Source organism: Nitrosovibrio sp. Nv6 (genome assembly GCF_900110495.1).
GTDB lineage: Bacteria > Pseudomonadota > Gammaproteobacteria > Burkholderiales > Nitrosomonadaceae > Nitrosospira.
This window is the reverse complement of sequence record NZ_FODX01000001.1, coordinates 524,511-537,600: the sequence shown is the minus strand read 5'-3', so window position 1 is coordinate 537,600 and position 13,090 is coordinate 524,511. Positions and strand designations below refer to the sequence as shown.

12 protein-coding genes are annotated in these 13,090 nt (G+C 55.8%); 10 read left to right on the top strand and 2 right to left on the bottom strand.

The window, feature by feature from the left end:
- The first annotated feature begins 11 nt into the window (after nucleotides 1–11).
- The 8 genes from BMX66_RS02620 (at nucleotide 12) to BMX66_RS02585 (ending at nucleotide 8,471) form a co-directional block, all read left to right on the top strand.
- Entirely contained in the window at nucleotides 12–782 is a 771-nt protein-coding gene (locus BMX66_RS02620; RefSeq protein ID WP_090878091.1) for an MBL fold metallo-hydrolase, read from the top strand.
- 159 nt (nucleotides 783–941) lie between these two features.
- The gene (locus BMX66_RS02615) at nucleotides 942–1,736 is read left to right on the top strand and encodes a class I SAM-dependent methyltransferase (RefSeq protein WP_090878089.1); all 795 of its coding nucleotides are present in this window, start codon (nucleotides 942–944) and stop codon (nucleotides 1,734–1,736) included.
- 917 nt (nucleotides 1,737–2,653) lie between these two features.
- Nucleotides 2,654–3,208: a cytochrome c oxidase assembly protein gene (locus tag BMX66_RS02610; RefSeq protein ID WP_143058184.1), complete on the top strand. Its 555-nt coding sequence runs from the start codon at nucleotides 2,654–2,656 to the stop codon at nucleotides 3,206–3,208.
- Nucleotides 3,201–4,337 carry a c-type cytochrome gene (locus tag BMX66_RS02605; protein ID WP_090878084.1) on the top strand — a complete coding sequence of 379 codons (1,137 nt, stop codon included), beginning with the start codon at nucleotides 3,201–3,203 and terminating at the stop codon, nucleotides 4,335–4,337. Before BMX66_RS02610 ends, BMX66_RS02605 begins: the two co-directional genes overlap by 8 nt.
- Nucleotides 4,334–5,329 carry a cytochrome c oxidase subunit II gene (locus BMX66_RS02600; RefSeq protein WP_090878082.1) on the top strand — a complete coding sequence of 332 codons (996 nt, stop codon included), beginning with the start codon at nucleotides 4,334–4,336 and terminating at the stop codon, nucleotides 5,327–5,329. The genes BMX66_RS02605 and BMX66_RS02600 overlap by 4 nt, the downstream gene beginning before the upstream one ends.
- A 2-nt stretch (nucleotides 5,330–5,331) precedes the next feature.
- Nucleotides 5,332–5,523 carry a hypothetical protein gene (locus BMX66_RS02595; protein ID WP_090878080.1) on the top strand — a complete coding sequence of 64 codons (192 nt, stop codon included), beginning with the start codon at nucleotides 5,332–5,334 and terminating at the stop codon, nucleotides 5,521–5,523.
- A gap of 9 nt (nucleotides 5,524–5,532) precedes the next feature.
- Nucleotides 5,533–8,082 carry a cytochrome c oxidase subunit I gene (gene ctaD / locus BMX66_RS02590; protein ID WP_090878078.1) on the top strand — a complete coding sequence of 850 codons (2,550 nt, stop codon included), beginning with the start codon at nucleotides 5,533–5,535 and terminating at the stop codon, nucleotides 8,080–8,082.
- Nucleotides 8,079–8,471 (top strand): hypothetical protein, encoded by a 393-nt coding sequence (locus BMX66_RS02585; protein ID WP_143058182.1) that lies wholly within the window; start codon nucleotides 8,079–8,081, stop codon nucleotides 8,469–8,471. The genes ctaD and BMX66_RS02585 overlap by 4 nt, the downstream gene beginning before the upstream one ends.
- A gap of 248 nt (nucleotides 8,472–8,719) precedes the next feature.
- Here the strand turns inward: BMX66_RS02585 and BMX66_RS02580 are convergent, their stop codons facing one another.
- A complete protein-coding gene (locus BMX66_RS02580; RefSeq protein WP_090878074.1) occupies nucleotides 8,720–9,541 on the bottom strand; it encodes a TlpA disulfide reductase family protein in 822 nt (273 codons plus the stop codon).
- A gap of 159 nt (nucleotides 9,542–9,700) precedes the next feature.
- Complete coding sequence (locus BMX66_RS02575; protein WP_090879752.1) at nucleotides 9,701–10,075, bottom strand: Mth938-like domain-containing protein; 375 nt, start codon at nucleotides 10,073–10,075, stop codon at nucleotides 9,701–9,703.
- A gap of 229 nt (nucleotides 10,076–10,304) precedes the next feature.
- Between BMX66_RS02575 and BMX66_RS02570 the strand changes: the two genes are divergently transcribed.
- Both BMX66_RS02570 and BMX66_RS02565 read left to right on the top strand, forming a co-directional pair.
- Nucleotides 10,305–11,531, top strand: coding sequence for a pyridoxal phosphate-dependent aminotransferase (locus tag BMX66_RS02570; RefSeq protein WP_090878072.1), 1,227 nt, complete (start codon nucleotides 10,305–10,307; stop codon nucleotides 11,529–11,531).
- 145 nt (nucleotides 11,532–11,676) lie between these two features.
- Nucleotides 11,677–12,993 carry a homoserine dehydrogenase gene (locus BMX66_RS02565; protein WP_090879749.1) on the top strand — a complete coding sequence of 439 codons (1,317 nt, stop codon included), beginning with the start codon at nucleotides 11,677–11,679 and terminating at the stop codon, nucleotides 12,991–12,993.
- Nucleotides 12,994–13,090: the final 97 nt, after the last annotated feature.

The window sequence follows — 13,090 nt, the reverse complement described above, 5'->3', positions numbered from 1 at the left end:
AGCTATTTCTCATGAAATTTCAACAACTACGAAATGCAACCATCATTATCGAGTATGCCGGAAAAAGATTTCTGGTTGATCCCATGCTGGCAGAGAAAGGCGGATTTCCGGGATTCGACGGAACCATCAATAGCCACATACCCAATCCCCTGGTCGATCTGCCTGTTCCCATGGACGAGATTCTTGATGTTGATGCTGTCATCGTTACCCATACTCATGCGGATCACTGGGACGATGCAGCCATAAAGCTGGTGCCCAAGGACATGCTGATCTTTACCCAGAATGAGAAAGATGCGGCAGAAATACAGGCGCAAGGATTCGGCGATGTTCGCGCTCTTGGGGAGAGCACTGTTTTTGATGGCATCACGTTCATCAAAACCCCTGGTCGGCATGGCGGAGCAAAAACTGTTGAGGAATTTGCGGAGCTATTGGGGCATGTATCCGGTATCGTATTCAAGCATCCCGATGAAAAAACTTTCTATATCGCCGGGGACACGGTCTGGTATGAGGGAGTCGAAGAAAATCTGAAGAAATACGAGCCCGATGTTGTTGTCCTGAACAGTGGAGACGCCCAAGTCCTGGGCTATGAGCCAATCATCATGGATAAAGAGGATGTTTACGAGGTTTATAAGGCGGCTCCCGGGGCAACCATTATTGCAAGCCACATGGAATCCGTGAACCACGCCATGCTGTCGAGAAAAGAACTGCGAGAGTTCATCAGCGAAAAAGGTATGACGCAACGGGTATTGGTACCCGAGGATGGGGAAACCTGCGTTTTTTAATGGGATTCCCAATTTGATGACTGCGGATTCCAGACAGAAGCAGGCGTTTCGCGCCTGCAACTGATTCACAGCGGGCGGAACGTTCACAATCGCTGAAACGCGCGATTAAGCCCGTTTAATTTTTGTCCTTTATTAGTTGCATTTACTGGAGAATATCAAATGGCCGGTTATGTTGGCGATGTCGCCATCGCTTATGATCGTGATCTCGGACCTGTGCTTTTCGAGCACTATGCCGTCGATATCGCACGACGCGCAACGAAAGGACTTGTCCGCCACGTGCTTGAAATCGCGGCAGGCACGGGAATCGTCAGCCGACAATTGCGCAATGTACTCCCCAAGGACGCGCTGCTGACTGCGATCGACATCAGCGATTCCATGATGGACGTCGCGCACACAAAGTTTCTTCCCCACGAGCAGGTCACGTTCCAGATCGCCGACGCTACGGCGCTGCCTTTCGACAATGAGGCGTTCGATGCGGTGGTTTGCCAGTTCGGAGTGATGTTCTTCGATAAAGACGCTGGGTTTCGCCAGGTGCACCGGACGCTTAGGCGCGGAGGGCGATACCTGTTCAGCGTTTGGGACTCGCGGCGCTACAACCCCTTTGCCAGCCTGACTTTCGAGGTGATGAAGCAGTTCTTTCCGTCGAACCCGCCCAGGTTCCTTGAGGACCCCGTTTCCTGTTTCGAAATCGACCCTATCAAAGAAACGCTTATTCGCTCGGGCTTTGAGCGGATTGCCATTTCAGTACAGCCGTGGGAATACGATATTCTGGACGTGTCGGCCTTCGCGCGCGGGTTGGTGTTCAGTCCGCTCATCGAGGAAATAAGAGAGCGCGGTGGAGTGGACCCCGAGAAGATAGTCGAGGTGCTGGCGGAAGCGCTGACAAGAGAATATGGCTCAAATCCCACGCGCTATCCGATGCAAGCCATACTGTTCGAAGCGGAAAAGCCTTGAAATTGCCTTGAAATTGCAATCCTGGGGTGTGCTGCTCCCATACTTTCCTCAAAATCATCCTTTTGGATAGAGGATTCAGTATCTTCTTTCTTCCTGAAAAATGGATGCCTAATCTATCCCTTAACTTAAACCCTAAACCCGAGGTCGAGCGAATCATGATTGAGGCCCGCTTTCTCCTGAATTCATGGGACTAGCGGCTTTCCTGCAGTCTTGGCATTTGCCACGAAATGCCCGTATATCGTCCCTCGGATTACACCTGAGTCTGTGCTGTCGGCCTTGCCGCCTCGGGGGATTCAAACTCTGCACCGGATTTTCCGCGTAGCACCATCTGCTGTTCCACCTCTCACGTTCCCTTCTGCTCAACAAGCTTTAAAGGAGTATACGTGAACCGGGTAAGCCAAATCTCCTTGTTTATTTCTTGTCTTAAGCTAGGCTGAATTAAGGGGCTTTTGACAGAGAAAGATTAAAGGAAGTCACGAGCAATGGTTACCGCTATTCATTCATGCCGGGTAATCGCTTCTTTTCTCCTTCGCTCGCTCCTCTTATGGTTAGCTTCTGGCAACTGTTACATTTGCGCAACTATTCAACCGCTTTAACGGCGGACGCGCAGAACGCGTGAACTGGATGATGTAGCTTTACCCATCTCCTGTCATTAGCCTTTTATAGTGTGACAGCCCACATACGAACTTTTTCGCTCAAGATAAAATTCTCAGTAGCGGGTCTGACAAGGAGTGGGACGGCATAAAGCGAAATCAGGAAATCCGGAAACGAGAAATGGAAAAAAATGCAAGTAAGGCTGGGCGCGTTTTGTCGCGAGCTTCCGCAATACTCTGGAATTCGCAGGCTTTGGGCCGGTACGTGGTTCCGCGATCTCAAAATCGAATAACGCGGCTTAACTCAGTGATTGGGAGCGATAGTTGAACACGTCGATCGGACCATTGAGCGAACTCATGCTTCAGCATATGGTGCTTATGAATCTGGTCGTGCCCGGTCTAATCTATATGCTGGGTTCCACAGTCCCCTCGACACTCTCCCGGCACTGGCCTCTGGCTACGGCAACCCAATTGGCCCTGCTCTGGAGCTGGCATTCGCCGCCAGCTCTCGCGGCGGCGATGTCGAACCCGACCATCATGCTTGCCATGGACGCAAGCTTGACCGCGGCGGCGGCATGGTTCTGGTTGGCGATTTATGCAACCCCGGCGGCTGGGCGCTGGCGCGCGATTTTTGCCCTGCTGGTCACAGGCAAGCTCTTCTGTTTGCTCGGCGCCCTGCTGGTCTTCGCGCCGCGCTCATTGTTTGGCGTCATGATGCGCGGACCTGATACCGTCCCCTTGTCCGAAAGCCTCGCCGACCAGCAACTGGCGGGACTGGTAATGCTGGTCGTGTGCCCCCTGATCTATATCACAGCTGGCGTCGTGCTGGCGTCACGCTGGTTTCTGACGATGGAAGCCGAGAGTCGTGCCGATGGTTGAGGACAAAACCGTTTGGGCCCGCCCGTGGACGCGTCTGCGGCGGCTAGGTCCGGCGATGCTGGTCATTGTGGAAGTCATGATTGTCGGCGCCGCGGTTTTCATCGTCTCAGGGGTCTACAATGTTGCCGCCAGCCGGGACCATTTGTCCATAACCAACTGGTTACTCACGGTGGTGCGGGACCGCTCCATCGCCAACGCCGCCAGCGGCATATCCGTCCCCGACCTTACGGATGAGGGCCTGGCCGACCTTGGCGCCGAGCATTATCGGGGCGCTTGTGCGACCTGTCATGGGGTGCCGGGCCAGGCCGCCAATCCAGTCTATCAGAGCATGCTGCCTGCCCCGCCAGACCTGATCTTCGCCTACGAAGACTACAATTCCAGGGAGCTGTTCTGGATTATCTACCACGGGCTTAAATTCACCGGCATGCCGGCCTGGGCGGGCGAGGGGCGCAGCGACGAGGTATGGTCTCTGGTCGCCTTCCTCGACCGGCTTCGACGTGAAGGCGCGGATAGCTACACCGACAGCGAGCGACCAAGGGTTTTGCCCCTCGAACTGGAAGCCGCAGGTGTGTCGATCCAGCCGCTGGAAAGCTGCGTGCGCTGCCATGGCGATGCCCGATCCCTGCCTGTCAGCGACCGTGTGCCGCGCCTTCACGGCCAGTCCGAGCCCTATCTGATACGCGCTATTGAAAACTATTGGGACGGGACCCGTCAGAGCGGCATCATGGAACCCATCGCCCACCGGATGTCGATAGAGGAGAATTCGGCACTGGCCCGCTATTATGCGAAGCTGTCGCCGATCCGAGCAGGGTCATCGGGGGACCCGGCAGCGGTATTGCGCGGACAACGGCTTGCGAGGGACGGATTGGCCGAAGGCGGCATTCCGCCCTGTTCGAGCTGTCATGAGGGAGACAACCCGCAGTTTCCCAGACTTGCGGGGCAATCCGCTGCCTATCTCCGCGGGCAACTGGAGGTTTGGCGCAAGGGGCTGAGGGATCGGTCGGGCTATGGCGCAATCATGTCCGTAGTCGCTAAACGTCTGAACGACGCGCAAGTCCAGGACGTAAGCGCCTTCTATGCCAGCCAGCCTCCAGGGTTACGCCTCAAGCCCGAGGTGCCTGTCCCATGAGCAAAGGCCGGATTCGGACAACGGCTGGCGCGGGCATCCTGGTGCTGCTGGCAGGATGCAATCCGGAGCAATCAGCCTTCGCTCCCGCCGGTGTGGAGGCGGAGCGGATCAACGTCCTGTTCTGGGTCATGACCATCGCTGGTGGCTTTATTCTCGTTGGCGTGCTTGTGCTGAGCGCGGTGGCAATTTATGGGGGTGAGACATTGCGCTCGCAGCTTTCCAATGAGCGCTTCATCACAGGCGCCGGCATAGTTTTTCCGGCAGTCGTTTTAAGCATGCTGCTGGTTTACGGCTTTGTGGTTCTGGGCGCCGGCGCCGGCACGCCGCCATCCCCTGACGGAATACGCATCGCTATCAAGGGGGAGCAGTGGTGGTGGCGCCTCACTTACGTGGATGCAGACGGCAACAGTTTCGAGAGCGCAAACGAATTGCACGTCCCGGTCGGCCAGCCGATATACCTGGAACTGACGACTGCGGACGTCCTCCATTCATTCTGGGCGCCGCGGCTCGCCGGCAAGCTCGACATGATTCCCGGACGAACCAATATTCTGACCTTGACAGCGACCGAAGAAGGGGTGAGCCGGGGCCAATGCGCGGAATATTGCGGCGGCGCCCATGCGTTGATGTCGTTCCATGTGGTGGCTCAAACCCAGGAGGATTTCCAGGCATGGGTGGCCAAAGAGTCGGGGCCTGCGGTTAAAAACGAGAATGGGCGTGCCGCGCGTGGTAGACAGCTATTTCTCAATGCTGGCTGCGGAGGTTGCCACACGATCCGGGGGACCCGCGCAGCTGGCGCCATCGGCCCTGATCTCACCCATGTCGGAGGCCGACATTCTCTAGCTGCCGCGACCCTATCCAACAATGCGCAAGCCTTTGCCGCCTGGATCAGCAACAATCAACACATCAAGCCGGAAAACAAGATGCCGCCATACAACATATTCACCCGGCCCGAACTTGAAGACCTTGCTCTTTATCTGGAAAGCTTGAAGTAGCGATGTTCAACTTTGCCCAGGCCAATATACTCGTTAACCTCTACATTTTCGCGGTTGCGGTCGTCGTCGGGTTCGAAGGCGCCCGGATCACCGGATATGCCAACCTGAATATTCTGCTACTCACCATCGCGGCGGCCGAAATGGTCGTGGGCGATACTTCTGTCCTGGGCGTTGGCGCCTGGGCCTTGCGCTGATCGAGAGCCATGACCCGACAATATCCAGCAGAACTGCCGAACAAGGGCCCACGCCCCGAAGAGGAACTGGAGGAGCTCAAGCGGATCTGGGCAACTCCAAAAGGCTTCAAACTGCTGACGGTGGTGAACAACACTGTCGTCGGCACGATTTATATCGGCGCGGCGTTCCTGTTTTTTGTTCTGGCGGGAATTCTGGCGCTGCTGATGCGTACGCAACTGGCGGTTGCGGACAACAATTTTCTCAGCCAGGACCTTTATAACCAGATCTTCACCGTCCATGGCACGACGATGATGTTTCTTTTCGCGGTCCCTATAGTCGAGGCCCTGGGGGTGATGCTGCTTCCCCAGATGCTGGCGGCCCGTGACCTGCCCTTCCCCCGTCTCAGCGCCTTTGCAATGTGGGCCTATATCATCGGCGGCCTGGTGTTCTTCTCCACGATCTTTTACGACATGGCACCCAAGGGCGGCTGGTTCATGTATCCGCCGCTGACCCTCACCGAGTATTCGCCGGGCAATAATGCCGATTTCTGGCTGCTCGGAATCGGCTTTATTGAAATATCGGCTATTGCGGGAGCCATAGAAATCATCGTTGGCGTTCTACGCACACGCCCACCCGGCATGACGCTGGCAAAGATGCCCATTTTTGCCTGGGCCATGCTGATCTTCGCCGCGATGATCGTGTTTGCCTTTCCCGCGGTCATTCTCGCCACCATGCTGCTGGAACTCGAACGTTCCTTCGGTTGGCCCTTCTTTACCGCCGCGCTTGGCGGTGATGCCTTGCTCTGGCAGCATCTGTTCTGGTTCTTTGGCCACCCAGAGGTCTACATCATTTTCCTGCCCGCGGCAGGCCTGGTTTCAATGATGATCCCAACCATGGCGCAGACGCCGTTGATTGGCTACCGCCTGATTGTCGTCGCGCTGATCGCCACAGGCTTTTTCAGCTTCGGGCTGTGGGTGCACCACATGTTCACCACCGGTATTCCGGGGCTGAGCCTGGCTTTTTTTTCAGCCGCAAGCATGGCGGTGGCCATTCCGTCCGGTATCCAGGTATTCTCGTGGATCGCCACTATCGCTGCTGGCAAAAGGCCGTTTCGCATTAATGTCCCGTCCCTGTTTATCCTGGGTTTCCTGTTTATCTTTGTACTTGGCGGATTGACTGGTGTGATGGTTGCGGTTGTGCCGTTCGATTTTCAGGCTCATGACACCTATTTCATTGTCGCCCACCTGCATTACGTGCTCGTGGGGGGCATGGTGTTCCCGCTGTTTGCCACCTTTTACTATTGGGCTCCTATGGTCAGCCGCAAGATGTTATCGGAACGGTTGGGCCGCTGGGCGTTCTGGCTCATGTTCATCGGCTTCAACACCGCATTTTTTCCCATGCATATAACCGGCCTTGCCGGAATGCCCCGCCGCGTCTGGACCTATTCGGGCTATCTCGGCTGGGATCTGCTTAACTCGATTTCGACTGCCGGCGCTTTCATCATGGCCACCGGGGTTCTGATTTTCATCATCGACCTTATACGCAATTTCCGCTTAGGCGGGGGTGGACCGGAAAATCCATGGAATGCGGGGACGCTTGAGTTTCTTCCCACCGATGTTTATTCGACCCGCTCGGTCCCCCACGTGACCAGTCGCGAGCCACTATGGGATCAACCGGACCTGGCCCAGCAGGTGCGCGAAGGGCTGCACTATCTTCCAAATGCGCCCACCGGGAGGCGTGAAACCATCATCACCTCGGTCATAGAGGCCAAGCCGCAATACTTGATGCAGATGGCTGGTTCGAGCTGGACCCATGTGGCTGCCGCTGTCTTTACCGCCGGGTGCTTTTTACTGCTGACCATCAAGGCAGTTGCCATTGCCCTCATCAGCGGGGTGCTAGCCATCGTCTCCTTCATTGTATGGGCGTGGCAGCTGGACAGACCGGATCAAGGAGAGGTTGATATTGGCGGCGGGATCAGACTACCGACCTACATGACCGGGCCGTCATCTCATAGCTGGTGGGCCATGGTGATCGTGATGCTGGTCGCGGCATCACTCTTTATTTCCTACATCTTCTCCTATCTCTATCTCTGGATAGTTTCACCGGAGGTCTGGGCGCCAGCCGGTTCTCCGGCGTTACCTCCACTGACCTACCCGGTCAACTCCGCGATTCTCCTGGTTTTTGGCAGTGTACTGGTCTACTGGGCAGGAAAGCGGCTTCCCCCAGCGGGCCGGTTGGACTTGCACCTGCCCCTGCTGACGCCTGCCCTGTTGATGCTGGCCGCCGCGTTTCTCGCTGGCTCGGTAGGCGTGGAGGTGCTTGGGCATTTGCGGATGGGGCTCGACCCGTCCGCAAATTCGTACAGCGCCATGGTATACATGGGCTCATTTCTTACAGGACAGGCTGCTTTCGCCACGATTATACTTTGCGCCTTCGCCTGTGGCAGGCTTGTCTCAAAGCGGCTGGACCAGAAGCGCAGCGTCACGTTCGACAATGCGGCCCTTCTCTACTGGTACACCGCGGGACAAGGCATGTGCGGCCTCGTCCTCATCCATGGCTTTCCGAGGGTGATCGGGTGAGGCACACGGGATCCAGGTCCAATCCCCAGGGCATGGGCACGCTGGTCTTCATGCTGGTCGGCCCCATTGTCTGGACCGTGCATCTGACACTGATCTATGGCAGCCAATCCCTGCTATGCGCCTTAAACCCGGGTGAAGACAGATCGGCGGGAAATGCCGCCATCATCGCCATCATTCTGGTCGCCACCGCTGTGTGCATTGCGGCCGTTGGTTTCAGTGCCGCACGTCCCAGTTTCGTCCATGCCTTGATCGCCCGAGCCGACCTCCCTGCGGACCAGGCTGGATTTATCGTGACGATCATGCGCGTTCTGGCCTGGCTTTCGATTTTGGCGATGCTTTACGCAGGTCTGGGCGCAGTCATGCTGCCCGCCTGTGACCAATTGCGCTAATGCCGCACCGCAGGAAACTTCCTCATCTAATCAATGGAAGGGGGCGAGATGCCTTTATCCTTGGGAAACCATGCAATGTACTCGCACGCATCAGGACAATACCGCATTGCCCGGGGCGCTGATTGTGCTATACCGTACAAATATCGGGCAAAAGGCCCCGGAACTCATCCAATCCCGCAAACTGCCACGGCTGTATGCTGAAGGGCGTCCTGCTATTCCCTTGCTCGCCCAGTTGACTTCAACAGGGATTACGGGCCGGTTTCGCGCCGTGCGATGCCCTCGATTCTTTGTGCCAGCGTAGCGGCTGATAACTCGCCAATTCGGCGGTCAACCAGCGCACCCCCTGCATCAAAGAACAAGGTTGTCGGCAGTCCTTGAGACTCGGTCTGGCCACTAAGTTCGAGGCGGGGATCGAGCAGTACATTGTCAAGGCTGAGTCCCTGCCGATCCAGAAACTTCTGGACCGTATCGACCGATTCACCCTGGTTGGCAAAAACGAAAACTACATCCGGATTGTTCTTTTGCGCATTCTCCAGTACCGGCATTTCCCGTATGCAAGGGGGACACCATGTCGCCCACAGATTGACCACCATCGGTTTGCCGGCCAGTGAACTGAACTCGACGGAACTGCCGTCAAGGCGACCCAACTCAACTTCCGGCATTTGCGCTGGGACAGCAAAGACGGCTGTGGCGGCGACCGCGCCAGCCGCCCAGGTGGCTCCCCCGGCCAATGCCGATAGCAGCAGGGGGCGGCGTCCCTCCGGCCTGCGCCACGAATACCAGGCGATGCCTGCTGCTGCAGCCAGTATTCCCGCTGCCGATGAAAACCCGCCGTCGCGAATATCGAGCATGCCCCATGGCGCGTTCTTGTACATATCGAAATATGCAATCACGAAGACGGTTCTCGCCGTTATCAGGGAGGTAATCAAAACTCTCAAGAGAAGCGGCTCGACATCAATGTTTTTCCGCTGTCTTATCCTTTTGGCGACGGAGAAACCGGCCAGCATGGCACTCAACAATAGTAAAAAATCGATGGGAAACACAGCGGATCCTATGCTGACTTGGCCCATTACCCGCCCCGGCTAACGAAGACGGGTTCCGAAGAGGCAGGCGCCCGGCCTGCAGAGCCCGTTCTGTCCAGAAAAAAGCTTGGCATGATCTGTGTCAGTATGGCCCGGGGACATGGATAACGCTTTACAGCGCCCCGCGATATGGGATTTGGGATTTGTTCAGTCCTGGATAAGCAGCGCCGCCGCTACACGCCGCCCTTCATCTGTCAGGATATTGTAGGTCCGGCAGGCGGCACTGGTATCCATTACTTCAACACCGATACCTGATCTGATGAGCGGCTGGGTCAGCCTGGGATGCGGAAAGCGCAGCCTGGCTCCAGTGCCAAGCAATACCATTTCGGGTTGCAGTGAGAGCAGAAAATCGAAATGTTCCGCGGTGAGCTGCTCGAACGTTGTCGTCCCCCAATTTTCAATGATGCGATCAGGCAGTACGATCAGATTTTGCTCGTGGCGTATCCGGTTGACCAGAACATATCCGGCTCCGTAGCCGGTGAACATATTTTGTTCGGTTAATGAGGAAAGATGCAGCTTCACGTAAGGCTCCATTTGCGGCGGGTTGGAGGGTCGGGTAACATTACATCTTTTTTGCGTCGCAATAAAGGTTTTGTGCCGAATAAAGCGGAAAATGATGAGAAGAGGCAAACGAATACTTCAGGACCACCGCTTGAAACGGTAGGTTCTGAATCACCTAAGCCCCTGCCATAGGGGTTATTTTTTACCGGCACTTATCGGAACGCTTTTTGCGGATCAGGTTTTTCCATTCATGCAGCCCATTCTAAAATCCAGCAAGCTGGCGAATGTATGTTATGACATTCGCGGACCGGTGCTTGATCGCGCCCGGCAAATGGAGGAGGACGGGCATCACATCATCAAGCTCAACATCGGCAATCCTGCGTCATTTGGTTTTGATGCGCCGGAGGAGATCCTGCAGGATGTTATCCATAACCTCTCCGCCGCTTCCGGTTATTGCGATTCAAAGGGACTGTTTGCGGCACGGAAGGCGATCATGCACTACACCCAGGAAAAGCATATTCCGGATGTGCGGCTTGAGGACATCTATATCGGCAACGGGGTTTCCGAACTGATCGTAATGGCCATGCAGGCGCTTCTGAACAGTGGCGATGAGGTGCTGATTCCTTCGCCCGACTATCCGTTGTGGACCGCGGCAGTTGTGTTGGCGGGAGGCACGGCGAGGCATTATGTGTGCGACGAGCAGGCAGGATGGCTACCCGACCTGGACGATATTCGCTCCAGGGTTACGCCGAACACTCGGGCCATCGTTGTCATTAATCCCAATAACCCCACCGGCGCGCTCTATCCTGACGATGTGCTGCACGAAATCATAGAGATTGCCCGTCAGCATCAGCTCATCATTTATGCGGACGAAATTTACGATAAGGTTTTGTACGATGATACCACCCACACTTCGATTGCCTCGCTGGCGGACGACGTGCTGTTTGTCACGCTGAACGGCTTATCCAAGAACTATCGCGCTGCCGGGTTTCGCTCCGGTTGGGCAGTGGTTTCGGGGACAAAGCAATCTGCCCGCGATTATATTGCGGGGCTTACCATGCTGGCTTCGATGCGACTGTGCGCGAACGTTCCCTCCCAATTCGGTATCCAGACCGCGCTTGGCGGCTACCAGAGCATTAATGACCTGGTGATGCCGACAGGGCGCCTGATGCGGCAGCGTGATCTCGCCTGGAAATTGCTGACTGATATTCCAGGCGTAACGTGCTATAAGCCGAAGGCTGCGATGTATCTATTCCCGCGTCTGGATCCGCAAATGTATCCGATCGAGGACGACGAGCAGTTTGTGCTGGATCTGCTGCTGGAAGAGAAGGTGCTGGTGGTGCAGGGCAGCGGGTTCAACTGGCCGCATCCGGACCACTTCCGCGTAGTATTTTTGCCCAATAGCGATGACCTTACAGAAGCGATAGGCCGCATTGCGGATTTTCTCGGGCGATATCGCAAGCGCCACCGTACCTGACCGAATCTGGTCCCGAACCTGCCCGAACCTACCCGAACCTGCCTGAGGCGAACTGAGAATGGATAAGATCGAACAGAACGAAAAGAAAAACGCTGGCCTGCCCGCCGAAACCGATTTATCCGGACCATTTATCATTACACTAGATATGAAACCCATCAATGTAGGCCTGTTAGGCATCGGTACAGTCGGGGGTGGCACTTTTGCGGTCCTCAAACGCAACCAGGAGGAAATCACACGACGTGCGGGACGCGGGATCGTTATCCGAATGATCGCGGATCGCGACGTGGAGAAAGCCCGCAAAATCGCGGGGAATGACGTCATCATCACCGACGATGCAAACGCGGTTGTAACCAATCCGGATATCGATATCGTAATCGAGTTGATTGGGGGATATACCGTTGCAAAAGAGCTGACGCTGAAGGCCATCGAGAATGGCAAGCATGTCATTACCGCGAACAAGGCATTACTGGCCTCGCACGGCACAGAAATTTTCGCGGCAGCGCAGAAAAAAGGCGTAATGGTCGCGTTTGAAGCGGCCGTAGCAGGCGGAATACCCATTATCAAGGCCTTGCGCGAGGGTCTGACCGCCAACCGGATCGAATGGATTGCCGGGATTATCAACGGCACGAGTAATTTCATCCTGTCGGAAATGCGCGACAAGGGGCTGACGTTCGATACCGTGCTGAAGCAGGCGCAGAAGCTGGGTTACGCCGAAGCGGACCCCACTTTCGATATCGAGGGGATAGACGCCGCGCACAAGCTCACCATCATGGCGTCTATTGCGTTCGGGATTCCCATGCAGTTCGACAAGGTTTATACCGAAGGCATCACGAAATTAACCCGCGAGGATATCCGTTATGCGGAGGAGCTGGGCTACCGCATCAAACTGCTGGGTATTACCAAGCGAACCCCCAGAGGCATCGAGCTGCGCGTGCATCCCACGCTGATACCCACCCGGCGGTTGATAGCCAATGTGGAAGGTGTCATGAATGCGATCGTGGTGAAAGGCGACGCAGTAGGCGCTACCTTGTATTATGGCGCGGGGGCGGGCGCCGAACCTACGGCGAGTTCGGTAGTGGCAGACCTGGTGGACGTGACGCGCATGCACACCGCCGACCCTAAACACCGCGTTCCACATCTTGCTTTCCAGCCAGACCTGCTGTCGGATACACCCATCCTGACCATGGAGGAAGTGGAAACGTCATATTACCTTCGATTGCGGGTAATGGATAAACCAGGGGCGCTGGCTGATATTGCCGGTGTACTTGCCGACTTGGGAATTTCCATCGAAGCAATGGTACAGAAAGAGCCCAGCGAAGGAGAAGATCAGGTCGATATCATCATGCTCACCCATTCCGCAATGGAAAAAAATATTAATGCCGCTATCGCCAAAATCAAAAAACTGCCTTTGACAACCGGTAGAGTGACGCGCATCCGGTTGGAACAATTGAGCAGCAAGTAGTAGTCCCAAATAGTCCTGATGATCCCGAAGGGGCGCCTTAAAAATTTACGGGTACAGGCAATTTATTGCCAATTGGGAAGCAGGTCGCTCCGCTGTC

Bases quoted from the DNA above. Each gene is read 5' to 3' on its own strand.
- BMX66_RS02565 (WP_090879749.1), top strand. From the start codon at position 11,677: ATGAAACCCATCAATGTAGGCCTGTTAGGCATCGGTACAGTCGGGGGT.
- BMX66_RS02580 (WP_090878074.1), bottom strand. From the start codon at position 9,541: ATGGGCCAAGTCAGCATAGGATCCGCTGTGTTTCCCATCGATTTTTTA.
- BMX66_RS02605 (WP_090878084.1), top strand. From the start codon at position 3,201: ATGGTTGAGGACAAAACCGTTTGGGCCCGCCCGTGGACGCGTCTGCGG.
- BMX66_RS02620 (WP_090878091.1), top strand. From the start codon at position 12: ATGAAATTTCAACAACTACGAAATGCAACCATCATTATCGAGTATGCC.
- ctaD (WP_090878078.1), top strand. From the start codon at position 5,533: ATGACCCGACAATATCCAGCAGAACTGCCGAACAAGGGCCCACGCCCC.
- BMX66_RS02615 (WP_090878089.1), top strand. From the start codon at position 942: ATGGCCGGTTATGTTGGCGATGTCGCCATCGCTTATGATCGTGATCTC.
- BMX66_RS02600 (WP_090878082.1), top strand. From the start codon at position 4,334: ATGAGCAAAGGCCGGATTCGGACAACGGCTGGCGCGGGCATCCTGGTG.
- BMX66_RS02595 (WP_090878080.1), top strand. From the start codon at position 5,332: ATGTTCAACTTTGCCCAGGCCAATATACTCGTTAACCTCTACATTTTC.
- BMX66_RS02570 (WP_090878072.1), top strand. From the start codon at position 10,305: ATGCAGCCCATTCTAAAATCCAGCAAGCTGGCGAATGTATGTTATGAC.